This window comes from Pseudomonas syringae (assembly GCF_002157375.1).
GTDB classification, from domain to species: domain Bacteria; phylum Pseudomonadota; class Gammaproteobacteria; order Pseudomonadales; family Pseudomonadaceae; genus Aquipseudomonas; species Aquipseudomonas syringae_T.
This window is the reverse complement of the sequence record NZ_MTSA01000011.1, coordinates 176,797-202,806: the sequence shown is the minus strand read 5'-3', so window position 1 is coordinate 202,806 and position 26,010 is coordinate 176,797. Positions and strand designations below refer to the sequence as shown.

The following is a 26,010-nucleotide window of genomic DNA, read 5'->3' as shown; positions in this document are numbered from 1 at the left end:
GGACACATTGTGCCGTTCCTGAGTATCGAGCACTTCATTCACCGAACACCCCTCAAAGGCCTGGCCCCGTCGGGCCAGGTGGGTCAATTGACATTGAAATGCTTGCGGTGCTCTTCGGGATTGGCCCAGTTACCGTCGAACTCATAAATGCCGTTATCGAACGTAGAGCCATCAAACCAGTAATACTTAGGCATCGGAGGAAGTTCGGTGCTGTAAGGCGCGCCCTCCAGATCGCACAGCATCAACGCTGAACGACAGAGGATCAGGTAATGAGAAGCCGTCGGGGCCACTGACAGAATCGGGACATTTCCGGTTTCTTTCATCCAGCTGAAAATATCAGGAACGCTCGGAAAACGAGGTTGGTAGGAGGCCTGAAGCATGACCAGCTCTTTGACCAACTCAGTCGTCATTTCTGCGTCTTCTGGAATATTATAAAAACCCTCCAGCGTCAGGCCGGTCTTGTCGAACTTGTAAATATTAGCGCCCCAACCGACCACCGACGATGCCAATAAACCCTTGCACCTGTCTGATTTGCGATACGCCCGGTGCAACGCATAGCGCTCGGCAATGCTGTAGAAGTCCATCTGATCCAGCACCAGATCACAATCTTCCACAAACGCTTCAGCGGTGTGTTTCTGGATGCCCTCAGGGAACACATCGACGCTCACGTCGCCGGCCAGCCGGTGGACCAATTCGGCGACCACCAATGCCTTATTGCGGCCGATGGTTTCCAGTGACGCACCAAACTGTCGGTTGATGTTGCTGATGTCAAAAGAGTCGGGATCAGCGATTTTGATGTGCCGGACACCTAACCGTGCCAACCCCAATGCCACCGCTCCGCCAATCCCCCCCGCGCCTGCCACGCCGACGACAGCGTTGGAGAGTTTGCCCTGATTGGCCAGTTGTTCCAGCTTCGTGTTACCGAGAAAACAACCGCTGCGTGAAACCCGCTCGTTGTACACCTGCTCGGTAAAAACGCCGGGGAATTTAACAATGCGTGCTTTCTTCAACATGGTCTGCTCCTTGCTTAGTTGCGGCCGCCACAGAAACTGCACGTCAGTGACAATCGGTTGCACGAGCCGTCCAGAAAAACCTGAACTTCGCGGTAGAGTTCAAAACGCTTTTTTTCAAACAACATGGCATGGGTGCCTTTATCAATCAGCACGTACCGTTTACTGGGGGCACTGCTCAGGCTTGTGTACAACCAGTCGGCATCCGCCGCGGTGGTCAACACATGGTCATAATCACCACGGGTGATTAAAACCGGCACGTTGATGTTGGCGGGGTCCCAGTACACGCCGTGCCAGGCGTCATAGATGTCCTGGGCGAAACCTCCAGGCACTTTGATCATGTTTTTTTGATGCGCTCTTTCCAGCACGGCGTCACCGGGCCAGTTTTTTATGAAGGCGCGCTCCAGTTGCGTCTCGGTGCCCGGCGGACGATCTTCTTCGATCATGGACAATCGCTTGTCCACAGGAATCTCATAAAAGTTCTTGTCGGGCCTGTCGGCACTTCCGAACAAACCTCGTACGATGGCAGGATCCGTGTTGTCGCGCCGGACGATGGGCGAGTTGAACACGACCTTGTCTACTTTTTCGCCGTGCGCACTCAGGTAATACCCCACCGGTATGGCGCCTCTGGACGTAGCGATAATCGTGAGTTTTTTAGCGCCGGTGAAGTTCAATACGTAGTCAACCGCGGCATCAATCACGGGCACCAGGCTTTTGGCATTGCCCACGGGCTCATGACTGGCCTGCGGACTGGCCTCACGCATTTCCGGGTAATCATCAGAGCGGCCATAACCCGGCAAGTCCACCACCCAGGCCTCGCGCCCCGAATTGGCGACATCCTGCGCCCAGGAATAACCATCGATGGCGTAGCCTGCCGAAAGATTGCCCGAAATCGTTGCGCCATGAATAAACAGAACAACGTTTGACTCTTTCAGGGTCTGGGCATGAGTTCCCTTAGGCGGGTCGCGCCAGAGGGCCATCTTCATCGCGTCTGTTTTTAGTTTAACGGTATGAACTTCCATCCCCCCGACAGTCGCCACTGAACTTGTGGGTACGGGAGAGGCAACCCCCATCAGGGCCGTGGCACAGGAAACAAAAAACAAGGCGGCGGAAGCAATCCCCTTCATCAGTCAACGTCCTTGCAATTAAGTGACTGCCAGCATTCCACAGGCCCTGCTTATTGTCTGTTCAGACTTTTTTAATAGCCTTCACTTTTTTTTAATCCTGTTTCTTGTGAAGAGGACTAATATTGCTCTTTCAGGGAGTTGCCATGAACACCAGTCAGGCCTTCAGAACCTTACATGAACGCGATGCGTTATTTATCATGCCCAATGCGTGGTGTGAGGGAAGCGCGCGGCTTATTCAACAGATGGGTTATGCCAGCCTCGGCACCACCAGCGCGGGAATTGCCTACGCGCAGGGCTACCGGGACTCATCACCCTCAATGAACAATGATGATCGCTTTGCGGCGATTGATCGTATCGTCCGCGCGGTGGACATACCCGTCACCGCAGACCTGGAGAATGGTCTGGCGAAGACCCTGGAAAAGGTCGAAGAGCATTTCAGGCGAGCACTGGCCATCGGCTGCGCAGGCGCGTCCATTGAAGATATTTCTGACTACAGTGACCCTGATACCCCGGTGTATTTCTCCATTGGAGAAGCGTGTGACCGCGTACGTGCTGCCAGCGAGGCAGTCCGCATGCTGGACGCCGACTTCGTGCTCACGGCCAGAACAGACTATCTGCTTGGTGCGCACGCGTATTCGTTGAGTGAGGTTATTGCGCGGCTGGTCGCGTTTGAAGAAGCAGGCGCCGATTGTCTGTTCGCACCGGGCGTGAGATCGATTGAGGACCTTGAAATCATTCAGCGCTCGCTTACCAAACCGCTCAATGTCCTTCCTGTTTCCGGCATGACGATTGACCGACTCAGAGCAACCGGCATTCGCCGAATCAGCCTTGGCAGCGCACTGTTTAGATCGGCCTACCAGCAGATTTCAACTGTTCTACTGGGGCTGGAACACTCGAACGGCCTGGATTTTCTACAGTCAGGGCTAAGCCTGAATCAGCTTAATGACGTGATGCGTTAGTCAGGATCGATTATCTGCAGGGAGCACACAGGTGAGATTCAATAGAAACCGAAGCCCTGTCATTGGCCTCGGGAATGGGGTGACGATCAACTGTGCATCCTGCCGTCTGGCCTGGCGAACGCTGGGGCTGTGCAGCCCTGCACAGTTGGCAACTGACACGGTAGGCACTGAGACCTCGCCTGTTTCACAAACCTGGCTAACCACCGGGCAGAACCCGGCTTTGCAGTTGTTTGACGAGCGGGCGGACATGGGCCAGTGGCGTGACGACACTTTCGATATGCTGATTATTCATCTGCCTCTCGACGGCAGCACATCGGAGACCTACAGGCACCTGATCCGGGTCGCCCGCCAGGGTGTGATCATCTTGAGCTGACCCGGGGTGTCACGAAGAGAGTTCCCACACACTCGCCTTCAGGGAGGACACCTCTCCCATTCAGCGCGCAAGTTTCCGTCACAACCCACAGCCTGTGGGCCGAGGCTCAGTCTGCATTCAAAGGGATGAGCACCGCAAATGTCGTCCCTCTCTCCACTTTCGATGTCACTTCGATGCGTCCGCCATGAGCGTCGACTATCTTGGCAACAATGAACAAGCCAAGCCCGAGGCTCGAGTAGGGGCCGTTGTCCGTCACCTGTTCCTGGGAGTAGCGTCCCATCGGGTTGAAAATGAACGGAAGCACGTCCTCCGGTATCGGGCTGCCCATGTTGTGAACTGTGAACTGCAGGGTCCCATCAACGGCTTCCAGCGTTACTTCGACAGGGTCACGGCTATTGCCATGCTGTACGGCGTTACCAATAAGGTTCGAAAAGACCTGTTCAAGCCGGTCTCCGTCGAAGTTGCCGATGATCGGATCGTCGGAGATCAGGCGAATGTCTGCTTCGGGATTGACCGTGCGGGACTCGTCGACAATGCGCGCGCAGATCGGCTGAATATCGATTTCCGTTTTTTTCAACGGCAGGCCAGGACCGATTTGCGACCGGGTGAAGTCAAGCAGGTCGCCAACGATCTGACTGGCCCGCTTTACGCTCGAGTAGATCCTCGACGCAACCTTGGTCGGTCGCGCGCCCAGGTCGCTGGTGCGCAATAACACGTCGGCACCCAACAATATTGCGCTCAACGGAGTGCGCAAATCATGCCCGAGAATACCGAGAAAAATGTTGCGCGAGGCCTGAACGGCACCCGTGTAACTGGATATGGACTCCGCAAGCGCCTGATCAATCGCTTCATTGAAACGGATCATGTCTTCCATCTGCAATTGCGGGTCTGCGGCCTCCCGCATCATCCACTGCTTGATGACGCTTGCCCGTAGCGCACGAAATTCCGAAACCACCTGATCAATGGTGAAACCTGACATCAGTCGGGTGATGGCATGCGTTTTTGCTGCTGTCTGGTCTTCCGACAGCACCTGGCCTTGTGATTTATCGATTTGCTCCTGCGACGACTGATCTGTTTGCAGATCCGCAGCAATGGCCCGAAGCATCTGCTCGGCGTGGTCCCTGAGTTCTCTGGTGTCCAGAGGCTCTCCGATTGTTGCCATGGTGCGGGCGAAATCAGTCCAGTCACGCACAATGGGTTCGATGTTCTCAAGAATGAAGCCCGATAACCGCATAGCAAATCAAACCTGAAAATGAACCAAGCGAGCTGAAGGTTCGTGGCCTAGGTCAAGCACCGGTCCCGGTCTTGAGGGAGGGTGCATGTTGTTGAGTGCGCTTTTCCGCAGCCAGGGCGGCAAAGTATTTCTCCGAGTCTAGTCGGAAAGTGCCTGCAAACGAGCCTGAACCGCATCGTCAAAAATGATGTAAAGCTTCTCGGCATCGGCAGGACGCAGTTTTCTGGAGGCCTCCAGCCCATAGATATATTCGATCTGCAACGCGGCCTCGATTTTCAGATCGGCTTGGGTGCTAACGGCTTCAAGCGCCCTCACCAGATCGCTGATTTCCCCTTGTACAGGTTTGGGTAGCCTGAGTTGATCAAGTTGTTCCTGCATGCGTTCAATTTCTCTGTCAAAACCTTAGGGGCGGCAGCAGATCACGGGGCGTCAGGCATTGCAAGACAATGAGAGAGGTCATCCAGCCGTGGGAGGCGCAGCGCGACCCTCAAGAAGGCTTTTCAGGCTGTAGGTGCTGTAGGTCACGACCCCAAGGATGATCAGGTCGTCGTTGTCAGTGACGCGAAGCGGCGGATAGTCTGCGTTCTCGGATTCCAGAATCACCACCTCGCCACGCATGTACAACCGGCGGCATATCTGCCTGGCATTGAGTGAGGCGACGACGATATCACCGTGTTCGGCATACTGGCTGCGGTCGACCACCAGCATGTCACCGCTGCACATGCCGCCGCCTCGCATGCCCTCATCTTCGACCCTGGCCAGATAAACGTGGGGCTCGCGGACGTCGCACAGCGCTGCGATGGAGTGACGCGGTGCTCGCGAAGGCGAACCGACGGCTGACAGGGAAGCTGACGGGAGCTGGATACCCTGTGCAGAGAGCGGGCCGAGGAAGGTGACACTCATGAACGTGAGCCTTTTGTGATTAACTGTATGCATATACAGTTAATCGTTTATTCGGCTTCAGGTCAATCTTGAAGGCCCCTGCTTCGACCAATGGCGTCAGTCGGAGCGATGCGCAAGGCTGGCATCGCCCCGGGAATATTCACTGCGGCGCTGTACCGGGTTGTGACAATTGCTCGATCAATGCCACGGTCAGATAAAGCCTGGGCGCAATGCTCGACAGCTCGATGTATTCGTCGTCCGCATGCAGCCCCGCGCCCACGACGCCCATTGTTTCCAGCACTGCTGGCCTGGCACTGCCCGGCACATAGGCATAGCCTGCGTCGGTGCCGAAACGCATGGCGATGGGTTCAAGCGTGCGGTCGATTTTTCCGTAGAGAGCCTGGGCCGTTTTGGCCAGCTGTTCAGTGCCCGGATTTTTCGCCAATGGCGGACGGCCCTTTTCCATGCGCAATGTCACTTCAGTACCGTCGATCAGTGTGTTCTTCACGATTCGCTGGCCGTCCGCAAGCACTCGGTCGCTTTCGCTCAGGTCCGAATAACGCATGTCGGCCTCGGCCGAGGCGCTGGCCGGAATGATGTTGCGCTTTTCCCCTGCCTTGCTGAGCGTCCAGTTGACCGTGGTGCCCTTGGCCGGATCGCCGAGGTCCTTGAGTTGCAGCATCTGGTGCGCCAGTTCAATGGCCGCATTGCGTCCTGCCTCGGGCGCGGAGCCTGCGTGTGAAGACTTGCCTTTGACGTCGAGAATCAGGCCGTTGATCCCGTTGGTCGCGACCGTGACGGCGTCTTTGTCAGGTGGCTCATACGAGAACACGTAATCGTGCTGACGGGCCAGTTCGGCGATGATTTTCTTAGAACCGCCGGAACCGGTTTCCTCATCGGGATTGAACAGCACGGTGAGCGTACCGAAACCGTTGATTTTCTGATCCTGCAACAGTTGCAGCGAGTGCAGGATCATCGCCACGCCGCCTTTCGCGTCGGCCACGCCCGGGCCGTAAGCGCGCTCGTTGTCGACTCTGAAAGGACGCTTCGCGGCGGTGCCCGGCCCGAAAACGGTGTCGTAGTGGACCATGAGCAAAAAGGACCGGGTGCCGGTGCCCTTGAACGTACCGACAATGTTGTCACCTGCAGAAGGCTCCGCAGGTGTCGTCCTGACTTCGGCCCCCAATGCCTTGAGGCGGTCGACCAGCATTGTGCTGACGGTTTTCAGGCCGGGTGCCTGACCCGTGCCGGTGTCGATATCCACCAACGCCTTGACCGTCGCAAGGTAAGGTTTCTGTTCAGTCTGGGCCTTTTTCAGGAGTTCATCAGGCGACAAACTGTCGGCAAATGCGCTCATGGACAACAGGCAGAGGCCGATGGCGGCGGCGATGATGGGTAAGCGTCCTGGATGCATGCGGGTTCCCTCGGATCAGTGCAGATGAAGCCACATCTTTATCCAATGCCACCTTCAACACCAGCGCGCTACCGAAAGGCCGCTCACCACTTCACCGTAAAAGCGGCACAGTGCTGCCAACGCGTGCCTTCTTCGGCATAGAGCCGAATGCGGACCATCTTTCGTTGCGCCTGGGCAAAGCCGGTATTCGCCAACTGTTAAATAATGTTAAAAAGAATTTAACTTCACAGAATCAGATCGCTCGTGGATTATCTCTCTGGCACGCATGACGTGCTGAAAAAATAGCGCTGCAGGAGTCTGCGACCGACACAAGCACAATCTCGGGGAGTTGAACCGCTCCTGCCTGTTCGAGCTTGCGGACGAGTAGGGCATTGAAAGGCGCGCCAGGTTACCCCTGCCCTCTGTTGACCATTGGGCATGGGCTCCAAAACAAAAATAACAGGATACTTCCCATGCAACGTTTCACATCCCTGCCTGCGCTCGGGCTGTTGTGGTCTTTGTCGTTTATGATTTGCGCCGCGAGCGCCGCGTCGTTACCAGCCGCGAGCGAAGGCGACTGGATCGCTCCGCAATTCACCTTCCATACCGGTGAAAAACTCGCCAACCTCAAACTGCACTACATCACCCTTGGCGATCCCAAGAACCCCGCCATCCTCTACCTGCACGGCACCTACCGGCCAGGCAGCGATATGCTGAGCAAGGATTTTGGCGGCGAGCTGTTCGGTCCAGGCCAGCCGCTGGACGCGAGCAAGTACTACATCATTTCCACCGACGGCATTGGCGTTGGCCAATCCAGCAAACCCTCGGACGGCTTGCGCACCCGGTTTCCGGCGTACAACTACACGGATCTGGTTCAAGCCCAGTATCGGTTGGTCACCGAAGGCCTGGGGGTCCGGCACCTGAGGCTGATCATCGGCAACTCCATGGGCGGCATGCAAACCTGGATGTGGGGCCAGACATGGCCACAGATGATGGACGCATTGGTGCCCATGGCGTCCCAACCCACCGAAATGTCATCCCGCAACTGGATGATGCGTCGCTTGCTGGTGGAGTCAATCAAGCAAGACCCAGCCTGGAACGAGGGCAACTACAGTGCGCAACCGCCGTCCCTGCGCCTGGCCAACACAATGTTCAGCGTCGCGACCAGTGGCGGGAACCTGGCGTATCAGGCCGCCGCACCGACTCGCGCCCTGGCCGACAAGCTGGTGGATGAACGCCTCAGCGCTGTGCAAACTGCCGACGCCAATGACTTCATCTACCAATGGCAAGCCTCTGCAGACTACAACGCTGCCCCCGGCCTGAATAAAATTCAGGCTCCGGTGCTGGTCATCAACTCGGCGGACGATGAGCGCAACCCACCGGAAACCGGACGGCTGGAAGCGTCGATGAAAGCACTCAGGCAGGCGCGGCTCTTACTGATCCCCGCCAGTGCCGACACCCGTGGCCACGGCACCACGAGCATGGCGAAGTTTTACAGCAAGGAGCTGGGGCAGTTCATGCACGAGACTGAAAAGGCGCGCTAAATCCACCCGCCGGACTGTCGCTCACTGCGCCTGATTCAACCCGCAGTCCTTGATAGGGGCGCATCGCGACGGGCCGGCACCAACCGGCTGCCGGACATGGATTCGATCTTCACGCGCCAAGTGGTGGGCTTGAAGCGGTTAAATTCACACCAAGGGAACAAGCGCTCCGCAATGGGCTCAAAAACACTCTCTACAAGGTTTTCACGACAATGCCGACCTTGAAGCCCTTCATCTGCATGCGTTATGCGCTGCGGCCTTGAGTGGGCGGCAGCGCTCGGGTAATGTCATCCAACCGCACAGGACAGAGCACGCTCATGACTTCCAAGCTGGATCAACTCAAGCAATTCACCACAGTCGTAGCCGACACCGGCGATTTCGGCGCTATCGAAAGCCTCAAGCCGCAGGACGCTACTACCAACCCTTCCTTGCTGCTTAAAGCGGCATCGAGCGAAAGTAACAAGCCGATGCTCAGAGACGCCTTCAGCGGCAGCAACGGCGACATCGGACTGGCCTGTGACCGCTTCGCGGTTGCCATCGGCCAGGAAATTCTCAAGGTCGTCCCAGGCCGCGTCTCCACTGAAGTGGACGCCCGCCTGTCTTTTGATACCGACGCGCTGATTAAACGCAGCGAGCACTTGATGGGGCTTTACGACAAGGCAGGCGTTAGCCGTGACCGGGTGCTTATCAAGCTTGCCGCCACTTGGGAAGGCATCCGTGCCGCCGAGTACCTCGAGAAGCAAGGTATTCAGACCAACCTGACGTTGCTGTTTTCCTTTGCTCAGGCTGTCGCGTGTGCAGAAGCCGGTGTATTTCTGATCTCGCCGTTCGTGGGCCGCATCTACGACTGGTACAAAAAGTCGTCGGGCACCGATTACACGGGTGCTGAAGACCCAGGCGTGCAGTCGGTAACGCGCATTTACAATTACTACAAGGCCAACGACTTCAAAACCGTCGTGATGGGTGCCAGTTTCCGCAACCTGAACCAGATCGAACAACTGGCAGGCTGTGACCGCCTGACGATCAGCACCGACCTGCTCAAGCAGCTCGCCGAAGACACTGGCAGACTGGAACGTAAACTTACCCCGGATAATGCAGGTGAGCGACGTCCAGCCACGGTCAAGAATTTGACCGAAAGCCAGTTCCGCTGGGACTCCAACGAAGACGCTATGGCCACCGAAAAACTGGCCGAAGGTATCCGTCAGTTCGCTCGCGATCAGGAAAAGCTGGAAGCCCTGCTCTCCGCCAAACTCTGAAAACACAAAAGGGCGACACCCTCGCGGGTGTCGCCCTTTTTGCTGTCTGCAATTCAGACTGCCCTGCAGAAGGCCCGCCTAGCGTTGCCCTTCCAGTGCGTTGACCAGATCATGGAACGCCTCACGGTTCGAGTCGTTCAGGCCCATCAGTATCTTGTGCGCTTCAAGCACCTTGGCTTTGACCACTTCTTCACACTGGTCCTGCGATGGCAGGTCTGTCAGGCTCTCAGGCCGTGGCAGAGGGCGATCAACGATGTTGAACACCTGATCGAAGCCCATCGACTGCAACAGACGCGTGATGTCTTCGTGAGTGGTCACCAGTGTCGGCAACAGGCCCACCTTCTGACGCGACAGGATCGACAGCTTGGCCAGCAAGCCAAGTGTGGTGCTGTCAATGCTGCGCGTCTCGGTCAGATCAATGACCACTGCGGAAAAATTCAACGCGGTAAAAATGCGCTCTATAGTCGCATCCAGGGCCGAACACAGCGTCAACCGCACTTCACCCACGAACTTGAGAACGAAGGTGCCTTCCTGCTCGGCGAACTGGATTCTACCGGTACTCATTCAAGATTCCTGCTTAACACTAACAAGGCGATATCATCCGGCATCTCCCCTAGCGTTGCCAATTCAAAAACCCGCTGCAAGCCATCCAGGCTGCCGCCAGCCGTCTTCACCAACTCGGGAAGCACAGCCTCTTTTTCCTTGAGTGTATCACCGGGCAACAAATCCAGTATGCCATCAGACAACATGGTCAGACTGAAGGACGCTGGCAGGTCGATCTCGTGATCCTGATAGGTCGCCTCGTTGAACAGCCCGACCGGAAGACCACGGCCTTCCAGATAGTGCGCCTGCCCCTCGGAATACAGCACCGGAAGTGGCAAATGACCACCCACGGCGTAAGTCAGTTTACCCGACTCCTCGTCAATGACACCCCCGACCATAGTGACATGCTTGCCCAGCTTGCAACTGATCAGCCCGCGATTGATATGCCCCAGCACATCCGACGGCTTGAATTCCGGCAGTGTTCCGCCACGCTTGGACTCGAACAACAGTCGCGTGGTCATGAACTTCAGCAACACTGTAATGAACGCTGACGACGCGCCATGACCCGAGACATCGGCCAGGTAGAAGGCAACACGACGCTCATCAACCCGGAAGTAATCGACAAAGTCGCCGGACAGATAAAGCGAAGGAATGATCTGATGCGCAAACTTGAACGCATCAATCGACCACGGCGTGATGGGCAGCATGTTCATCTGGACTTGCCGGCCTGCGTCCTGGTCTTCCTGCAACAGATGAAGACTGGCTTCGAGCTCGCGATTGGCTTTTTCGAGCTTTTCGCGATAGACCTGGTTTTCGGTGAGCAGACGCGCCCGATCCAGCGCACGGCGCACTGAGTGCTCAAGGACTGCAAGGTCTTCAAGAGGCTTGATCAGATAATCGGCAGCGCCCAGGCGCAACGCCTCGACCGCATCGCTCATCACGCCGGCACCGGACACGACGATGACCGGGGTCTGCGGCGCGACCGCAGTGACCTGACGAATCAATTCGAGACCGCCCATTTGCGGCATGCGCAGGTCGCAGACCACCAGATCGGGGGTTTCCTGCTCGAACATCTGAATTCCCTGCAAACCGTTACTGGCCTGCAGAACGCTGAATCCACTGTCTTCCAGGTAGGCGGCGAGGCTCGCGCGCACTACGTCGTCGTCATCGATAATCAGCAGCTTGGCACTGGTTTTTGGCATGGGGGCAAACGGCGCCAGATCAGGTTGGCGTAGGCGGCCCGGTTCAACCGGAAGTCGCTTACTGGATTCGCTTCTAGCCTCTCCGCAATAACACGCACACAACTGAATGTGCCCATCGTGTTTCAGAGCTGCCCTTCAAGGCGCAGACGGTACTCCCATCCGACTGGCGTTTCAAGCATGCGCAGACCTTCACTTTACGCTCTTTACATCACAAATCACCGGGAGTTATAAGAACAGACAAATCAGCAACTAAAACGAAGGACTGAACATGAGTCGAAATGATCGCGACTACGAGGAGAAGCGGGATTACATCCGCATGCGCGTTGATGCTGACGTGAACCTTATTCACGCAGGGCAGGTCATTCCTGCCGTCTGCATTGATCTTTCCAGCTCGGGCATGCAGGTACAGGCGCCCCGCTCGTTTCAGACAGGAGACAAGCTCAGCGTGAGTATCGATTCCGACCATCCGGCACTCAAGGGCCTTGAGGCGGAAACCGAAGTCGTCTGGGTGAATGATGTCGAAGGCGGCGGACAGAAGCTGGGGCTTTCGATCATCGCCATGCGCTGACCACAAGCGGAACGGGTTCACACATCTGAACAATAATAAAGGCGACCCGAGGTCGCCTTTATGGATGAACCATGTACCGCTGAGCGATTAAAAATCGTCTTCGACTTTCCCGTCCTTGACCTTGAACTCACGGTTTTGCAAGTAAGCGTTACGGATGAACGTGTAACGGTCACCGCTGACCATACGCTCGGCCGACAACAGACTGGCCCGCGTATCGACCAGATTGACGCCCAGCGCGGTGTTGCGGGTCGGTACGTGATCGATGTAGCGGTACGGCGAGGTGTAGGTGTCCGGGTACTTGGCGAAGGCGTCACGTACGGTACTCGGCCCCAGCAGCGGGATGACCACGAACGGGCCGCTCGGCACACCCCAGTAGCCCAATGTCTGGCCAAAGTCTTCATCGTTGCGTTGCAGGCCCATCCGGGTACCCACGTCAATGAAGCCCAACAGCCCGAATGTGGTGTTGAAGATCATGCGCGCAGTGTCGACACCGGCAGCCGCAGGCTTGGCCTGGAGCACATTGTTTGCAAGGTTGCCGACATCGCCGATGTTGTTGAAGAAGTTGTGTATGCCGTCTTCGACGAATTGCGGTGCGATGTACTGATAACCTTTTGCCAACGGCTTGAGCGTGTAGGTATCAAGGGTATCGTTGAACGTGAAAATGGAGCGATTGATGCCTTCCCACGGATCGTCTTCAGCGGCTTGCACAGCCACCGGAACGAGCGCAATGCCAGCACAGAGGGACATTTGCATCAAACGTTTGGTAAAGCCTGCACCGGTCACGGGCATAACTGACACTCCTGATCGAGATATCGAAATAATGACGCGGGTGCTATGCCCCACACGCTAAGACGAGGAGTATAAAGCCTTCTGTCGCGAATAAGGCAGATCTGTCAGCAAAGCGGCGTGGATAAACCGCGTCATCGCACGTTCATCGAAGTGTCACACAACACCGGTAGCGTTTCTTGATATTTCAGAGAGATCCTCATGCTTGCGCCGGTGCTCAGCCCTTTGCCAACCTTCCCCGCCCTGCTTTTCGGCCTCAGCGGCTGCCTGGTGGATTTCGGTGCCAAGGCGGCCGATGCTCACGCGCCCGATCATGAACACGCTCAGCTCACGCCTGGGGCCAAGCAAGTCCTGCAGTCATTACGTGACAAGGGAATGCCGTGCGCCTGGATCGAAGAACTGCCCGATGCCCTGAGCAAGACGCTTGCTGCGCCCGTGAGCGACTGGGTCATCCCTGCCCCGCGCCCGAACGCCGGATGGCCTGCACCGGATGCCTGCTGGATGGCGCTGATGGCCTTGAAAGTCAGCCATCTGGACGGTTGCGTGTTGATCAGCGGCGATCCGCGCCTGTTGCAGTCCGGCCTGAATGCCGGGTTGTGGACAATCGGTCTGGCTTCCTGCGGACCATTGTGCGGGCTTTCCCCCACGCAGTGGCAGGCGCTGAGCGATGCCGAACGCGAACAGCGACGTGCCAGGGCCACGCTCAAGCTCTATGCACTGGGCGTGCATTCAGTCATTGACCACTTGGGCGAACTGGAGTCCTGCCTGGCAGACATCGCCTTGCGGCGCAGTAAAGGCGAAAAACCCTGATACACATGAAGAGATGTGCCGACTGGATTAGTCTTGCTACATCACGGACCTTTAGCCTTTCGGCGAAGTCCATGAAACAGACTTATCAATAAGGAGCACGTCATGCCGGCCCGCGAACTTCAAGAACAACTCAACACGCTGCGCGAGCAACTTGAGCATAACCCGCCGCTTTCGGAGTCCGAGCAGAACAACCTGCACGAACTCATGCAACAAATTGAAACTAAAATTCAGCTTGAACACGCCACTCACGAACAGGACAGCAGCCTGGCCGACGGCGTGAATCTGGCCGTCGAGCGTTTTGAGCTGGAGCATCCGGGTATTGCCGGTACGTTGCGCAACATCGTGCAGACGCTGGGCAATATCGGGGTTTGATCGGGAGTGTATCGCTCACTCGGTTGTGTTCCGCCGTTTTGGCGGTCCGCCTTATACAGCGACTCTGCGATGTCAGTGATGCCTGTTCACGGCTCAAGGCACCTTTTCGCCCCTCGGCGACTCACTTTGAGGGGCCAAAGTGAGCAAAGCCCTTAGCTCCGTTTCCGGCCCGACTTCGTCGGGTTCCTTCGTCCTGACACGGATCGGGGGGTCGCTGCAACGGGCCATCCTTGGCCCGGTGCAGCTTGCTCGGCGTCCTGCCGAGCATCCCCCGGATCCGTATCAGGACTCAGCCGTCACTTACGTCGCAATCTGCGTCGTCAGTGCCATCGCGATAAAAGGACTCTTATGTGCAGTGACCATGAGCAAGGCATGACGCTGTATTAGCAACAACGACGTGACACAGAGCGACACTCAACACATGCCAGCACATCGAGTGACGAGCCTACTGCCGCGCCAGCCTGCGATTATCCACGTTGAGCGTTTCAGTGCTGCGGTACGGGTTGATGTCCAGACCGCCACGGCGCACATAGCGGGCGTAGACCGTCAGTCTTTCCGGCTTGAGCAGGCGCTGCAGGTCGAGAAAGATTCTTTCAACGCACTGCTCGTGGAAATCGGAGTGCTGACGGAAGCTGACGATGTACGCCAGCAGGCTGGCGTGATCCAGCGCTGCACCGCGGTATTCGACGACCACGCTGCCCCAATCGGGCTGGCTGGTGACCGGGCAATTGGATTTGAGCAGATGGCTGTACACACTTTCTTCGATCACTTGCGAGGCTTCGCAACGCAGTAATTCAGGCTGCGGTCGGTCGTAGCTGCTGACCGTGATATCCAGATCATCGATGCAAACACCCGGCAACGTCGCAACACCTTCCCTTTCAATCTCGGCCAGGCTGCGAATACGCACGCCAACCGGCTTGCCCGCAGCGGCTGAAAGATCCCGTTCCAGAGTAGCCTGCACTTCGGCAGCATTATCGAACGCCGTCTGGTTCAGCGAGTTGAGATACAGCTTGAACGACTTCGACTCGATGATGTTTGGCGAGTCGGCCGGAATGCTGAACTCGGCAATCGCAACCACCGGCTTGCCGGCCGGCAACAGCCAGGACAGCTCGTAGCAGTTCCAGAAATCGACACCCTGGTACGGCAGCGTCTGCGCCGTCAGCCCCAGCTCGGCCCATTTTGCAGCGCGCGGGATCGGGAACAACAGGGACGGCGTATAGGTGGCAATGTACTCACTGGACTTGCCCAGCGGCGAGTGTTCGGCTGCGGGATGCATGGCGATACCTGGATCATGAATTAACGCGGCGAGTTTATAGGGTTTGTAGCGGGCTTTCAGCGAAAATACGCGTCAGGCCGTGCGCCATCGCGGGCCGCTATGCGGTGCCGCGAGGCGTGAGGATGGGCTATCGAGTGACGTGCTGCCTGTTACTCATAACGCAGCGCGTGCGCAGGCTGGATTTGCGCAGCACGCCAGGCCGGGTAGACCGTGGCGAGGAAACTCAGAATGAACCCGGCACTGCAGATCAGCAGCACATCGCCGCCCTGCAATTCGGAAGGCAAGTTGCTGATGAAGTAAACATCGGAACTGAAAATGTGCTGGCCGCTCACTCGTTCGATCCAGCCCACCAGACTGCTGACGTTCAAGGCGGCAATGATGCCGAGAACCCCGCCGATCAGCGTGCCGACGATGCCGATGACCGTGCCCTGAACCATGAAGATCGCCATGATCTGTCGCGGCGTGGCGCCGATGGTGCGAAGGATGGCGATGTCCGCGCCCTTGTCATTGACCACCATGATCAGCGTGGCAATGATGTTGAACGCCGCCACCGCGACGATCATCAGCAACAGCAGACCGATCATGGTCTTTTCCATTTTCATGGCGCTGAACAGGCTGCCTTGGGTGTGGGTCCAGTCATCGGCGTGATAGCCGTCACCCAGTCCGGCGGCGATGGCGGTGGACACTTGAGGGGCCTTGTAAAGATCCTTCAGCGCCAAACGCACACCTTGCACCTGATCGGGCTGCCAGCGTTGCATCTGCGCGGCGTCGGCGATGTTGATCAAGCCCATCGACCCGTCCAGTTCAGCGCCCACCTTGAAGATACCGACCACGGTCAGACGCTGCATGCGCGGCGTGATGCCGCCGGGCGCGCTGCTGACTTCGGGCACGATCAGGGTCAGCTTGTCGCCAATCGTCAGGCGAAAACGACGCGCGGTGAGATCACCCAGTACCACACCGAACTCGCCCGGTTTCAGGTCGGCGAGACTGCCCCGGGTGATGTGCTGAGTCACGATGGAAACTTCATGCTCCAGCGCCGGATCGACACCGCTGATCTGGATCGGCTGCATCGAACCTTTGTAGGAAAGCATGCCTTCCATGTCGGTGAACGGTACGGCGGCGGTGACTTCCGGGTTTTTCAGCGCGGCGGCAGCCAATGGCTTCCAGTCATCCACTGGCGTGTTACCGGCAATCACCGCGTGCGGCACCATGCCCAGAATCCGTGAGCTCATTTCTCGCTGGAAACCGTTCATGACCGACAACACCACAATCATCGCCAGCACGCCCAGTGCCAGCCCGATCATCGACGTCATCGAAATGAACGAAATGAAGCTTTTGCGGCGTTTGGCGCGGGTATAGCGCATGCCGATGAAGATGGGTAACGGTCTGAACATTCGCGAAGCACCGTGAAAAAACGCATCGTAAAAAAGAGCACCTTAAAGCAGGTGCAGGACACGGCGCGATGACTTGCGCCGGACCGGATGAATCAGGCTTCGACCAGACGCCCGCCTTCCAGGCGCAGGACTCGGTCCATCTGTCTGGCGAGGCTCATGTCGTGGGTCACGATCAGAAACGCAGTACGCGACGACGTGCTCAGCTCACGCATCAGGTCCTGAATGCCTTGGGCCGTGTGGTGGTCAAGGTTGCCGGTAGGCTCGTCAAGCATGACCAGACCGGGCTGATTGATCAGCGCACGGGCAATGGCCACCCGCTGACGCTCGCCACCGGACAGTTCCGAAGGCTTGTGGGCCAGGCGATGGCCGAGGCCGACGCGCTCCAGCAAGGCCGTCGCGCGCTGGCGTGCTTCGGGAATGGCCGTACGGCCAATCAGCAGCGGCATGCAGACGTTCTCAAGCGCGGTGAACTCGGGCAGCAAATGATGGAACTGGTAGACGAAGCCCAGTGCGCGGTTACGCAGCAGACCGCGGGCCTTCTCGCCAAGCGCCGACAATTCTTCGCCAGCCAGCCACACACTGCCTTCGGACGGCGTGTCCAGCCCGCCCAGCAGGTTCAGCAACGTGCTTTTACCCGAACCCGATGTACCGACAATCGCAACGCGCTCGCCAGGGTGCAATTCCAGTTGCAGGCCGGACAACACCACAACCGATTCAGGGCCTTCCTCGTAGGATTTACCCAGGTTCCGGCAACTCAATACTGCTTTATCAGACATGCCCGACTCACTCATAACGTAACGCCTCCGCCGGCTGGGTGCGCGCAGCACGCCAGGCGGGATACAGGGTGGCGAGGAAACTCAGGACCAACGCCGCACCGCAGACCTGGAACACGTCCTGGGCCATCAGTTGCGAAGGCAGGTAATCAATGAAATACACGTCGGCGTTGAGAAACTTGTGTCCGATCAGCCCTTCGAGCATCGAAATGGCCGCGCTGACATTGAGCGCCGCCAGAATGCCCAGCGCCGCGCCGATCAGCGTGCCGACCACGCCGATCACCGTGCCCTGCACCATGAAGATCGCCATGATCTGACGCGGCGTAGCACCCAGCGTACGCAGAATGGCGATGTCGCCCTTCTTGTCGTTGACCACCATCACCAGCGTGGAAATGATGTTGAACGCCGCCACGGCGACAATCAGTAACAGCAGCAACCCGATCATGGCTTTTTCCATGCGGATGGCCTGATAGAGGTTGCCGTGGGTGCGGGTCCAGTCACGAGAATAGAAGTTGTTTTCGCCCAGCTTCTGGGCGATTTCCCACGAAGTGCGTGGCGCCGCGAACAGGTCATCGAACTTCAGGCGCAGGCCCTGCACCTGATTGGGCTTCCAGCGATGCAGACGGGCCAGGTCATCGAGGTTGGTCAGGCCCAGAAAGCCGTCGATCTCGCCCGCGCCGACGTGAAAGATACCGGTCACCTCAAAACGTTTCATGCGCGGGAACATGCCGGCTGGCGTGACCGTGACTTCAGGCGCAACGAAGGTCAGCTTGTCGCCGACCACAACACCCAGCTTGGTCGCGGCCTTGTCGCCGATCATGATGCCGAAGCTGCCGGGCGACAGGCTGTCGAGCTGCCCCTGCTTGATGAAGTGATCAATGATCGACACCTTGCGCTCTTCAGCCGGGTCGATGCCGTTGAGCAGCACCTTCTGCACCTTGCCGTCATGGGTCAGCAAACCCTGCATCTGGGTAAAGGGCGCGACCGCGAGTACCTGAGGGTTTTCCTGGACTTTGGCGGCCAGGCCGCGCCAGTCGGTAATCGGGTCGGCGGATTCGATGGTCGCGTGAGGGACCATGCCCAGCACGCGGGTACGCATTTCGTGATCGAAGCCATTCATGACCGATAACACGACTATCATCACCACAACGCCGAGGGCGAGGCCGATCATGGACGTCAGGGAAATGAAGGAAACGAAATGGTTACGTCGCTTCGCACGTGTGTAGCGCGTGCCGATGAATACAAAAAGAGGTCTGAACATGTAGGAATTTGTTCGCAGGAATGAGGACGTCCATGTGGCGGGCCTTGCCGTGCAGCTTTACACTCGAAAATCTCTGACCACCGCCGTTAGCTTGGGTTCGCCATGTCGACATTAGATGAAGCAGGACGCCGCGAATACTACCGTATCGACGACAGCGTCGCACTGGAAATTAACCCCTTGTCTTCCGCCGATCAGGCAAGCCAGGACGCCATGCAGGACACCTCGACCCTGTTCGACCTGCTCAGCGAACTGCACGTCAGCGAGTTCGAGTCGCAGCACCTGATGCGGCAACTCGACGAGCGCGACCGGGTGCTGAACAGTTTTCTCAAGTCGCTGAGCAAGCGTATCGACCTGCTTGGCGAAGTGGTTGCACACACCGCGCTGGGCAAGCTGGGGGCGCCTCAGCCGGTCAAACTGTCCGAAGGCGGGATTCAATTCAATTCGCAACAGGATTTTGCCGTTGGCAAGCAGCTGTCGATCAAGATGGTGCTGATGCCTCAGGCAGCAGGCTTGATGCTGCGTGCCAGGGTCAGCCAGTCTGAAACACTGGCAGACGGCACCTTCGACATCAGCACCGATTTCGTCAACCTGCCTGACGCGCAACGCCAATTGCTCGCCCGCCATGTGCTGCAGCGCCAGGCCCAGCATCGGCGTCAGGCTCTGGAACAGGGTCAGCCGTCCGGCAATTGAGCGGCCGCCCTCTTATCTCTCATCAGCATCAGGTGCCTTACAGGCCAGGAGTAAACGTGACCCTTATCTACGGCCATCGCGGCGCCAAGGGCGAAGCACCGGAAAACACCCTGGCGAGTTTCCAGGAATGCCTCAAGCACGGCGTACGCCGTTGTGAACTGGACCTGCATCTGTCGCTGGATGGAGAGTTGATGGTCATTCACGACCCGACGCTCAAACGCACCACCGATCGCCGGGGCAAGGTCAATGAGCATCTGGCTGCCGACCTGGTGACCTACGACGCACGCAAAGGTGGCCCGGGCTGGGTATCGCCCTGCCCGATTCCACGCCTGGAAGAACTGTTCGAGCAGTGCGATTTCGAGCACTGGCAACTGGAGGTCAAAAGTGCCTCGCGCACCCGCGCCGCCAACACGGTGCTGGCGATTCGCGAAATGGTTCAGCGTCACGGGTTGCTGGACAAGGTCACCATCACGTCCAGCTCCCGCGAAGTGTTACGTGCCGCCCTTGAGCTGACACCCGACATCTCGCGCGGGCTGGTGGCGGAATACGCCTGGCTCGACCCGTTGAAGGTCGCGCAAAACTACGGCTGTGAAATTCTGGCGTTGAACTGGACACTCTGTACCCCGGAGCGCCTGCAGAAAGCACAGCGTCAGGGCCTGCATGTGTCGGTGTGGACCGTCAACGAACCTGCACTGATGCGCAGGCTCGCTGATTTTGGCGTCGACAGCCTGATTACAGACTTTCCCGGTTTGACCAGCGCCACGCTCGGGAATCGCTGAAATCGGTCTCCCCGGCCGGCTCAGGCCACCGGCCGGAGTCGCTTAAAAAAGCCGGTTGAGGCCGTCGTAAGCCGCTACCCGATAAGCTTCGGCCATGGTCGGGTAGTTGAACGTGGTGTTGACGAAATACTTGATCGTGTTTGCCTCGCCCGGCTGGCTCATGATGGCCTGACCGATGTGGACGATCTCGGACGCCTGGTCGCCGAAGCAATGCACGCCCAACACTTCGAGCGTCTCGCGGTGGAACAGGATCTTCAGCATCCCGACCCGCTCACCGGAAATCTGCGCACGCGCCATGCCTTTGAAGAACGCCTTGCCCACTTCATACGGCACCTTGGCCTGGGTCAGTTCGTGCTCGTTCTTGCCGATCGAACTGATCTCGGGAATGGTGTAGATACCGGTCGGTACATCGTTGACGTAACGCCAGCTGCCGTTGTCGACCAGGCTGCCCGCCGCCGAACGACCCTGGTCATACGCGGCACTTGCCAGACTTGGCCAGCCGATCACATCACCCGCGCCGTAAACGTTGGAAACGCTGGTGCGGTAAGTCTCGTCAACCTCAATCTGACCGCGCCCGTTGGCCTTCAGACCAATGTTCTCCAGCCCCAGCTTGTCGGTGTTGCCGGTACGGCCGTTGCACCACAGCAAGGCATCGGCCTTGATTTTCTTGCCGGATTTCAGGTGCAGGACGACGCCGTTATCCAGGCCTTCGACCTTTTCGTATTCTTCGTTGTGACGCACCATCACGTTGTTGTTGCTGAAGTGATAGCTCAGCGCTTGTGAGATTTCCGAATCCAGAAAGCTCAGCAACTGGTCACGGTTATCCACCAGCTCGACCAGAACACCCAGGCCGCTGAAGATCGACGCGTACTCGCAGCCGATTACGCCGGCACCGTAGATGATCAGCTTGCGCGGTGTGTGGCCCAGGCTGAGGATGGTGTCGCTGTCGTAGATACGCTTGTGACTGAAATCGATGTCCGCCGGACGATAAGGGCGCGAACCGGTGGCGATGATGATCTGATTGGCGACCAGTTTTTCAACCACACCGTTGGAGCAGACCACATTGATGCTGGTCTCGTCAGCAAAACTGCCGGTGCCGAAGAACACGTCGACACGGTTGCGGGCGTAATAAGCGGTGCGCGACGCCACTTGCTTGGAGATGACCATTTCCGCATTTTTCAACACATCCGGAAACGAAAACCAGCGCGGTTCGCCAATGGCCCGGAACATCGGGTTGGTGTTGAACTGGATGATCTGTTTGACCGAGTGACGCAGGGCTTTGGACGGTATGGTGCCCAAATGGGTGCAATTGCCGCCCACCTGCCGACGGCTGTCGACCATGGCGACCTTGCGCCCCGCCTTCGCGGCGTTCATTGCCGCGCCTTCTCCGGCAGGGCCGGAACCCAGTACCACTACGTCGTAGTTGTAGACAGCCATGCGTACTCCTTAAACAGACCGAGGCGCCACTTTGGCATCTCTGGCTAAATCACGCGGCGCAGTCTAGCGCGGCGCCGAGGCGGCGAACATTAACCCTTGGTCGCGTCGAAGGCCAATTTTTGTCTGAGAAGGGTGCAACGGGCCGATGGTTCTGACCCTTTGCGTTACCGCGGCTGCTCCACAGCCAGACGATCAAACGACGCGTTGCTGCGGATGATAAAGCGCTTATCGGCATGAATCACAAAAAAAGCAGGGATTTTGTGTTCTTGCGCATAATTCCAGCCCCGCTCCGGGCCCAGCGTCAACAGCAGAGAGGACAGGCCGTCAGCCATCAACGCCGACGGATTGATGACCGTCACCGACGCCAGAGCGTGGTCGATAGGTTTGCCGGTCCGTGCATCAAGCGTGTCAGACATTCGCGGCCTGTGATTCTCTGCGTAACGATGATAATCGCCCGAGGTGGAAATGGCGTAACCGTCCAGAGGAAACACTTTTTGCGAGGCGTACCCTTCATTGCCTGGAACATCAAGTGACACCCGCCAGGGCGAGCCGTCCGGTTTGAACCCGCTGACTTTCATTTCGCCCGTGGCCTGCACCAGGTAATCATGCAGCCCCAGCGCTTCCATTCTCTGGCTGATTCGGTCGACTGCGTAACCGGCAGCGATACTGTTTAGATCGACCTGCACCGCAGCGCTTTTGCACAGTTGCTGCCCGACGATACGCAAGTTGCGGTAACCGACCCGGCCACGGGTCAAACTCAGCTGCCGTGCTGACGGCATCTGCTCAACAAGGCCATGAGCGCCCAGCCCCCACACGTCCGCCAGCGGCTTGATGGTCAGATCAAAAGCTCCGTTGCTGTCACGCGAGAGCTGTTCGCCGACGCCGATCAACTTCAGAACCGACTCAGGCATGGTCTGACAGCTGTTAGCAGGCAACGCGTTGAAACGCTCGATGTCAGAGTCGCTGCGCCACAGCGACATCTGGTGATCGACTTCCGTCAGGATGGCCTCGACGTCCGGACGCAGCGCTGCTGAATCAGGCTGCCCGGCGGCGCGCACGTACACCACCGAATAATGACTGCCCATCGTCGGCCCGCCAAAGCTCTCCAGCGTGCGCCCCTGACCGCAGGCGCCGCACACGGCTAATAACAGGCACCCTGCAATTCTGCCAAACCCGCGCAAATCCGTGCCCCACAGCATGAAAATCATTCAAGCAACTTGCGTTCGATCACGGGCAAGTCAGCGAAGTGCCCATCGCAGCCTGTCAGGAAGAGCCAGAAATAACGCCCGACAGAAAATGAGCAGGCTACTAAGTGGTCTCTGACGGCCAGAAGGTTCCCAAACGACCTGTCAGCCCCTTCTTTTTTCATCAAATAATTCACCATCACGCCTGACGACACTGCCTATTTTCTCCCTTCTGTCAAGCGATCACCGACTGATAGCAAATCGCCGAAACGGTTGTTTTTGAGCCCTGTTACACATACTGTTACAAGTGTGCATCGCCATTCGCACACACGTAGCGGCGATGTAAACGGATAACAACGACAACGGACTCCAAGCCGACGAGCCTGAGCGAGTAACTAAATGGCCTCCACCACCAGTAAGGGCAAAGCGATCTTTCGCGTTGTCAGCGGTAACTTCCTCGAAATGTTCGACTTTATGGTCTATGGCTTTTACGCCACGGCCATTGCCAAGACATTCTTCCCTTCCGACAGCGCTTTCGCGTCGTTGATGCTCTCGCTGGCGACCTTCGGGGCCGGTTTCCTGATGCGCCCACTGGGTGCGATCTTTCTTGGCGCCTACATTGACCGTCACGGTCGACGCAAAGGGCTGATTATCACGCTTGCGATGATGGCGATGGGCACTCTGTTGATTGCCTGTGTACCGGGTTACGCCACACTGGGCGTGATTGCGCCGCTGCTGGTCCTGCTTGGCCGCCTGCTGCAAGGCTTTTCAGCTGGCGTGGAACTGGGCGGTGTTTCGGTGTATCTGGCCGAAATCTCGACGCCAGGTCGCAAAGGCTTCTTTGTCAGCTGGCAGTCCGCCAGCCAACAAGCGGCAGTGGTTTTCGCCGGCTTGCTGGGCGTCGGCCTGAATCACTGGCTGAGCCCCGAGCAAATGGGTGAATGGGGCTGGCGCGTGCCGTTCCTGATCGGCTGCCTGATCGTGCCGGCGATCTTCATCATTCGCCGCTCGCTGGAAGAGTCACCCGAGTTCGAAGCCCGCACCCACCGTCCTACTCTGCGTGAAGTCGTGCGCTCCATCGGCCAGAACTTCGGCCTGGTGATCGGCGGTATGGCGCTGGTGGTCATGACCACTGTGACGTTCTACCTGATCACCGCCTACACCCCGACCTTCGGCAAGAACGAGTTGAACCTGACCGACCTGGAAAGCCTGCTGGTCACGGTCTGCGTCGGCGTGTCGAACTTCATCTGGCTGCCGATCATGGGCTCACTCTCGGACCGCATCGGCCGCAAGCCGCTGCTGATTGCGGCAACCGTGCTGGCCATTGCTACGGCCTACCCTGCCCTGTCATGGCTGGTGGCGCACCCGAGCTTCGGTAACCTGCTGATGGTCGAACTGTGGCTGTCGTTCCTGTATGGCTCCTATAACGGGGCGATGGTCGTGGCGCTGACCGAGATCATGCCGGTCGACGTGCGCACCACTGGCTTCTCTCTGGCCTACAGCCTGGCGACAGCGACCTTCGGTGGCTTCACTCCAGCGGCCTGCACCTACCTGATCCATGAGCTGGGCAACAAGGCCGCGCCAGGCATCTGGCTGACCGGCGCCGCAGTGTTGGGCCTGGTTGCCACGCTGGTGCTGTTCCGCAAGGGCGGGCAAAAACTTGAAGCGCCTGTCGCGGCTTCCGCCAGCTGATTGATCGCCACACCCGCATAAAGAAACCCCGGCCCGATCATCTCGGGCCGGGGTTTTGCGTTTTCAGGCCTTGCGCTTCCAGGGCCGGAAGCTGAGCCAGAGCAGCACACCCGGCAGTTGCAGGGCAATCATCAGCCCCAGCGACCATTGATAGGCTTCAAGCGGATGCCCCGCGCCCTCCACCGCCGGCCAGAGGTTCAGCACCGCACCCATCAGCCATTGCAGAAAAAAAGCCAGCACGAACACCACCAGATTGAAGGATGAACTCACCCGCCCCGCCAGCGCCGGTGACACTGATTGCGCCACGATGGCGTAGTTCATGGTGGTCGAGGTGCCGAAAAAGCTGAAGCCCATCGCAACCAGATAGGGCGATACCGGCAGACCGCTAGCCATCAGCACCTGGAACCCGATGAAGATCACCATGCCGGTGCCGCAGATCATGATCGGCTGCACGCCGTAGCGACGCAGACAGTCCGTGATCGTGCCGAACGCCAGCGATCCGGCCACCATCGCAACAGCCCCGAATAACAGCACACTGGCCATGCCGGAATCGCTCAGCCCCGCCACGTCACGCAGCCACGGCCCCATCCACAGCGACAGCACCGCCATGTAGATGGCGTGCGCACACACGGAATAAAGCGCCAGTCGCCAAAAGGTCCAGGACGCATACAGCTTACCCACTGCGGCAAACATATCGGCATAACGGGTGTTTTTACTTTCGTAGGCCTTGGGCACACTGAAATGAATGACACCTGCCACACAGAATGTCAGCAGCGCCAGAATCAGGAACGCTTCTCGCCAGGTGAACGCGCTCAGCAGCATGTGCAAGGGCGTGGTGGACGCCATCGCCCCCAGGCCGCCAATCGACAACAGGCAGGCCGTACTCAGCGGCAAGCGTTCGAGCGGCAACCAGATGGCGCACGCCTTGATTGCGCTCATCAGTGAACCCGCCACGCCCAGACCAATCAGCCCGCGCCCCAGCAGTAAACCTGCCTCGCTGCTGGAAAGACTGAAGATGACCGAACCGGCGACCGCGAACAGCAGCATCGGCGCCTGCACGCTGCGAGGACCGTAACGGTCCAGCATGACGCCGAGCGGGATCTGTGCAGCGGCGAAGGTCAGGAAATAAACGCCGGTGAGCAGCCCGAGACTGCTCGCGGGCAAGCTCAGGTCGGTTTGCAGATCAACGTAGATCACCGCATTGACGGTACGAAACAGGTAGGAAACGAAATGCCCCAGACCGAACGGAATGAAGATTGTCAGGAAGAGAAGAAAGAAACTGCTTTTGAGTTGCTGCTGCGAACCGTCCACGGCCGAACTGCTCATCCTTGATCGCTCCAGAATCCGAAAGGGCTATGCCTGACAGATTCTCATGACACGCTGCAAAACAAAACGGGCCAAACCCTGCTTACACAGGATTCGGCCCGTTTTCAGCGCTGTCCGGTCAGACCGGACAACTCAGGAGGTG

26 protein-coding genes are annotated in these 26,010 nt (G+C 58.0%); 10 read left to right on the top strand and 16 right to left on the bottom strand.

All coding sequences use genetic code 11. The annotated features are described in order from the left end of the window. Window positions 1–83 precede the first annotated feature (83 nt). A complete protein-coding gene (locus BW686_RS15945) occupies window positions 84–1,013 on the bottom strand; it encodes a ThiF family adenylyltransferase (RefSeq protein ID WP_084918525.1) in 930 nt (309 codons plus the stop codon). A gap of 14 nt (window positions 1,014–1,027) precedes the next feature. Continuing rightward, the gene (locus BW686_RS15940; RefSeq protein WP_084918523.1) at window positions 1,028–2,137 is read right to left on the bottom strand and encodes an alpha/beta fold hydrolase; all 1,110 of its coding nucleotides are present in this window, start codon (window positions 2,135–2,137) and stop codon (window positions 1,028–1,030) included. 143 nt (window positions 2,138–2,280) lie between these two features. On the opposite strand from BW686_RS15940, the gene BW686_RS15935 reads away from it, so the two are divergent. Both BW686_RS15935 and BW686_RS15930 read left to right on the top strand, forming a co-directional pair. Then, window positions 2,281–3,096: an isocitrate lyase/PEP mutase family protein gene (locus BW686_RS15935; RefSeq protein WP_084918520.1), complete on the top strand. Its 816-nt coding sequence runs from the start codon at window positions 2,281–2,283 to the stop codon at window positions 3,094–3,096. 79 nt (window positions 3,097–3,175) lie between these two features. After that, on the top strand, window positions 3,176–3,469 hold the full coding sequence (locus BW686_RS15930; RefSeq protein ID WP_179149285.1) for a hypothetical protein: 294 nt from the start codon (window positions 3,176–3,178) through the stop codon (window positions 3,467–3,469). 106 nt (window positions 3,470–3,575) lie between these two features. Here BW686_RS15930 and BW686_RS15925 read toward each other — a convergent pair whose 3' ends face one another. The 4 genes from BW686_RS15925 to BW686_RS15910 form a co-directional block, all read right to left on the bottom strand. Beyond that, the gene (locus BW686_RS15925; RefSeq protein ID WP_084918515.1) at window positions 3,576–4,703 is read right to left on the bottom strand and encodes a sensor histidine kinase; all 1,128 of its coding nucleotides are present in this window, start codon (window positions 4,701–4,703) and stop codon (window positions 3,576–3,578) included. A gap of 138 nt (window positions 4,704–4,841) precedes the next feature. Further along, window positions 4,842–5,081: a hypothetical protein gene (locus BW686_RS15920; RefSeq protein WP_084918513.1), complete on the bottom strand. Its 240-nt coding sequence runs from the start codon at window positions 5,079–5,081 to the stop codon at window positions 4,842–4,844. Window positions 5,082–5,159: 78 nt separating this feature from the next. Next, window positions 5,160–5,606: a S24 family peptidase gene (locus tag BW686_RS15915; protein WP_084918510.1), complete on the bottom strand. Its 447-nt coding sequence runs from the start codon at window positions 5,604–5,606 to the stop codon at window positions 5,160–5,162. A 139-nt stretch (window positions 5,607–5,745) separates the two neighbouring features. Then, window positions 5,746–6,999, bottom strand: coding sequence for a M20/M25/M40 family metallo-hydrolase (locus tag BW686_RS15910; protein WP_084918507.1), 1,254 nt, complete (start codon window positions 6,997–6,999; stop codon window positions 5,746–5,748). Between the two features lie 452 nt (window positions 7,000–7,451). Between BW686_RS15910 and BW686_RS15905 the strand changes: the two genes are divergently transcribed. Both BW686_RS15905 and tal read left to right on the top strand, forming a co-directional pair. Continuing rightward, window positions 7,452–8,522 (top strand): alpha/beta fold hydrolase, encoded by a 1,071-nt coding sequence (locus tag BW686_RS15905; RefSeq protein ID WP_084918504.1) that lies wholly within the window; start codon window positions 7,452–7,454, stop codon window positions 8,520–8,522. Between the two features lie 314 nt (window positions 8,523–8,836). Beyond that, complete coding sequence (gene tal, locus BW686_RS15900; RefSeq protein ID WP_084918501.1) at window positions 8,837–9,775, top strand: transaldolase; 939 nt, start codon at window positions 8,837–8,839, stop codon at window positions 9,773–9,775. Window positions 9,776–9,853: 78 nt separating this feature from the next. On the opposite strand, the gene rssC is transcribed toward tal, so the two are convergent. Together rssC and rssB are read right to left on the bottom strand one after the other, a co-directional pair. After that, window positions 9,854–10,339 carry an anti-sigma factor antagonist RssC gene (gene rssC / locus BW686_RS15895; RefSeq protein ID WP_002552898.1) on the bottom strand — a complete coding sequence of 162 codons (486 nt, stop codon included), beginning with the start codon at window positions 10,337–10,339 and terminating at the stop codon, window positions 9,854–9,856. After that, window positions 10,336–11,520 carry a two-component system response regulator RssB gene (gene rssB, locus BW686_RS15890; protein WP_084918498.1) on the bottom strand — a complete coding sequence of 395 codons (1,185 nt, stop codon included), beginning with the start codon at window positions 11,518–11,520 and terminating at the stop codon, window positions 10,336–10,338. Before rssB ends, rssC begins: the two co-directional genes overlap by 4 nt. Before the next feature lie 268 nt (window positions 11,521–11,788). Between rssB and BW686_RS15885 the strand changes: the two genes are divergently transcribed. Further along, window positions 11,789–12,088, top strand: a complete 300-nt coding sequence (locus BW686_RS15885; RefSeq protein ID WP_084918496.1) for a PilZ domain-containing protein — start codon at window positions 11,789–11,791, stop codon at window positions 12,086–12,088. Between the two features lie 87 nt (window positions 12,089–12,175). Here the strand turns inward: BW686_RS15885 and BW686_RS15880 are convergent, their stop codons facing one another. Beyond that, on the bottom strand, window positions 12,176–12,877 hold the full coding sequence (locus BW686_RS15880) for an MlaA family lipoprotein (RefSeq protein WP_084918494.1): 702 nt from the start codon (window positions 12,875–12,877) through the stop codon (window positions 12,176–12,178). Between the two features lie 198 nt (window positions 12,878–13,075). Between BW686_RS15880 and BW686_RS15875 the strand changes: the two genes are divergently transcribed. Together BW686_RS15875 and BW686_RS15870 are read left to right on the top strand one after the other, a co-directional pair. Next, window positions 13,076–13,684 carry a phosphatase gene (locus tag BW686_RS15875; RefSeq protein WP_084918492.1) on the top strand — a complete coding sequence of 203 codons (609 nt, stop codon included), beginning with the start codon at window positions 13,076–13,078 and terminating at the stop codon, window positions 13,682–13,684. Window positions 13,685–13,786: 102 nt separating this feature from the next. Continuing rightward, complete coding sequence (locus BW686_RS15870) at window positions 13,787–14,056, top strand: DUF4404 family protein (RefSeq protein ID WP_084918488.1); 270 nt, start codon at window positions 13,787–13,789, stop codon at window positions 14,054–14,056. A gap of 445 nt (window positions 14,057–14,501) precedes the next feature. Here the strand turns inward: BW686_RS15870 and queF are convergent, their stop codons facing one another. The 4 genes from queF to BW686_RS15845 all read right to left on the bottom strand — a co-directional run bounded on the left by queF (window position 14,502) and on the right by BW686_RS15845 (window position 18,760). Beyond that, a complete protein-coding gene (queF, locus tag BW686_RS15860; RefSeq protein ID WP_084918486.1) occupies window positions 14,502–15,332 on the bottom strand; it encodes an NADPH-dependent 7-cyano-7-deazaguanine reductase QueF in 831 nt (276 codons plus the stop codon). 149 nt (window positions 15,333–15,481) lie between these two features. Next, a complete protein-coding gene (locus tag BW686_RS15855) occupies window positions 15,482–16,726 on the bottom strand; it encodes a lipoprotein-releasing ABC transporter permease subunit (protein WP_084918484.1) in 1,245 nt (414 codons plus the stop codon). A 92-nt stretch (window positions 16,727–16,818) separates the two neighbouring features. Continuing rightward, window positions 16,819–17,502, bottom strand: coding sequence for a lipoprotein-releasing ABC transporter ATP-binding protein LolD (gene lolD / locus BW686_RS15850; protein WP_179149284.1), 684 nt, complete (start codon window positions 17,500–17,502; stop codon window positions 16,819–16,821). Window positions 17,503–17,509: 7 nt separating this feature from the next. Further along, window positions 17,510–18,760 carry a lipoprotein-releasing ABC transporter permease subunit gene (locus BW686_RS15845; RefSeq protein WP_084918479.1) on the bottom strand — a complete coding sequence of 417 codons (1,251 nt, stop codon included), beginning with the start codon at window positions 18,758–18,760 and terminating at the stop codon, window positions 17,510–17,512. A 102-nt stretch (window positions 18,761–18,862) separates the two neighbouring features. Between BW686_RS15845 and BW686_RS15840 the strand changes: the two genes are divergently transcribed. After that, window positions 18,863–19,450, top strand: coding sequence for a PilZ domain-containing protein (locus BW686_RS15840; RefSeq protein WP_084918476.1), 588 nt, complete (start codon window positions 18,863–18,865; stop codon window positions 19,448–19,450). A 56-nt stretch (window positions 19,451–19,506) separates the two neighbouring features. After that, window positions 19,507–20,229 (top strand): glycerophosphodiester phosphodiesterase, encoded by a 723-nt coding sequence (locus BW686_RS15835; protein WP_084918473.1) that lies wholly within the window; start codon window positions 19,507–19,509, stop codon window positions 20,227–20,229. A 42-nt stretch (window positions 20,230–20,271) separates the two neighbouring features. On the opposite strand, the gene sthA is transcribed toward BW686_RS15835, so the two are convergent. Further along, window positions 20,272–21,666 carry a Si-specific NAD(P)(+) transhydrogenase gene (gene sthA, locus BW686_RS15830; RefSeq protein ID WP_084918470.1) on the bottom strand — a complete coding sequence of 465 codons (1,395 nt, stop codon included), beginning with the start codon at window positions 21,664–21,666 and terminating at the stop codon, window positions 20,272–20,274. Between the two features lie 164 nt (window positions 21,667–21,830). Next, window positions 21,831–22,865: an FAD:protein FMN transferase gene (locus tag BW686_RS15825; RefSeq protein WP_256898653.1), complete on the bottom strand. Its 1,035-nt coding sequence runs from the start codon at window positions 22,863–22,865 to the stop codon at window positions 21,831–21,833. 384 nt (window positions 22,866–23,249) lie between these two features. On the opposite strand from BW686_RS15825, the gene BW686_RS15815 reads away from it, so the two are divergent. Beyond that, entirely contained in the window at window positions 23,250–24,542 is a 1,293-nt protein-coding gene (locus BW686_RS15815; RefSeq protein ID WP_084918464.1) for an MFS transporter, read from the top strand. Window positions 24,543–24,605: 63 nt separating this feature from the next. Here BW686_RS15815 and BW686_RS15810 read toward each other — a convergent pair whose 3' ends face one another. Beyond that, a complete protein-coding gene (locus BW686_RS15810; protein ID WP_084918462.1) occupies window positions 24,606–25,868 on the bottom strand; it encodes an MFS transporter in 1,263 nt (420 codons plus the stop codon). Window positions 25,869–26,010: the final 142 nt, after the last annotated feature.

Coding starts and splice junctions, on each gene's coding strand:
- BW686_RS15845 (WP_084918479.1), bottom strand. CDS start 18,760: ATGTTCAGACCTCTTTTTGTATTCATCGGCACGCGCTACACACGTGCG.
- BW686_RS15925 (WP_084918515.1), bottom strand. CDS start 4,703: ATGCGGTTATCGGGCTTCATTCTTGAGAACATCGAACCCATTGTGCGT.
- BW686_RS15920 (WP_084918513.1), bottom strand. CDS start 5,081: ATGCAGGAACAACTTGATCAACTCAGGCTACCCAAACCTGTACAAGGG.
- BW686_RS15875 (WP_084918492.1), top strand. CDS start 13,076: ATGCTTGCGCCGGTGCTCAGCCCTTTGCCAACCTTCCCCGCCCTGCTT.
- rssB (WP_084918498.1), bottom strand. CDS start 11,520: ATGCCAAAAACCAGTGCCAAGCTGCTGATTATCGATGACGACGACGTA.
- BW686_RS15855 (WP_084918484.1), bottom strand. CDS start 16,726: ATGTTCAGACCGTTACCCATCTTCATCGGCATGCGCTATACCCGCGCC.
- BW686_RS15840 (WP_084918476.1), top strand. CDS start 18,863: ATGTCGACATTAGATGAAGCAGGACGCCGCGAATACTACCGTATCGAC.
- rssC (WP_002552898.1), bottom strand. CDS start 10,339: ATGAGTACCGGTAGAATCCAGTTCGCCGAGCAGGAAGGCACCTTCGTT.
- BW686_RS15905 (WP_084918504.1), top strand. CDS start 7,452: ATGCAACGTTTCACATCCCTGCCTGCGCTCGGGCTGTTGTGGTCTTTG.
- lolD (WP_179149284.1), bottom strand. CDS start 17,502: ATGTCTGATAAAGCAGTATTGAGTTGCCGGAACCTGGGTAAATCCTAC.
- tal (WP_084918501.1), top strand. CDS start 8,837: ATGACTTCCAAGCTGGATCAACTCAAGCAATTCACCACAGTCGTAGCC.
- BW686_RS15815 (WP_084918464.1), top strand. CDS start 23,250: ATGGCCTCCACCACCAGTAAGGGCAAAGCGATCTTTCGCGTTGTCAGC.
- queF (WP_084918486.1), bottom strand. CDS start 15,332: ATGCATCCCGCAGCCGAACACTCGCCGCTGGGCAAGTCCAGTGAGTAC.
- BW686_RS15945 (WP_084918525.1), bottom strand. CDS start 1,013: ATGTTGAAGAAAGCACGCATTGTTAAATTCCCCGGCGTTTTTACCGAG.
- BW686_RS15880 (WP_084918494.1), bottom strand. CDS start 12,877: ATGCCCGTGACCGGTGCAGGCTTTACCAAACGTTTGATGCAAATGTCC.
- sthA (WP_084918470.1), bottom strand. CDS start 21,666: ATGGCTGTCTACAACTACGACGTAGTGGTACTGGGTTCCGGCCCTGCC.
- BW686_RS15910 (WP_084918507.1), bottom strand. CDS start 6,999: ATGCATCCAGGACGCTTACCCATCATCGCCGCCGCCATCGGCCTCTGC.
- BW686_RS15825 (WP_256898653.1), bottom strand. CDS start 22,865: ATGCTGTGGGGCACGGATTTGCGCGGGTTTGGCAGAATTGCAGGGTGC.
- BW686_RS15915 (WP_084918510.1), bottom strand. CDS start 5,606: ATGAGTGTCACCTTCCTCGGCCCGCTCTCTGCACAGGGTATCCAGCTC.
- BW686_RS15870 (WP_084918488.1), top strand. CDS start 13,787: ATGCCGGCCCGCGAACTTCAAGAACAACTCAACACGCTGCGCGAGCAA.
- BW686_RS15940 (WP_084918523.1), bottom strand. CDS start 2,137: ATGAAGGGGATTGCTTCCGCCGCCTTGTTTTTTGTTTCCTGTGCCACG.
- BW686_RS15810 (WP_084918462.1), bottom strand. CDS start 25,868: ATGAGCAGTTCGGCCGTGGACGGTTCGCAGCAGCAACTCAAAAGCAGT.
- BW686_RS15885 (WP_084918496.1), top strand. CDS start 11,789: ATGAGTCGAAATGATCGCGACTACGAGGAGAAGCGGGATTACATCCGC.
- BW686_RS15935 (WP_084918520.1), top strand. CDS start 2,281: ATGAACACCAGTCAGGCCTTCAGAACCTTACATGAACGCGATGCGTTA.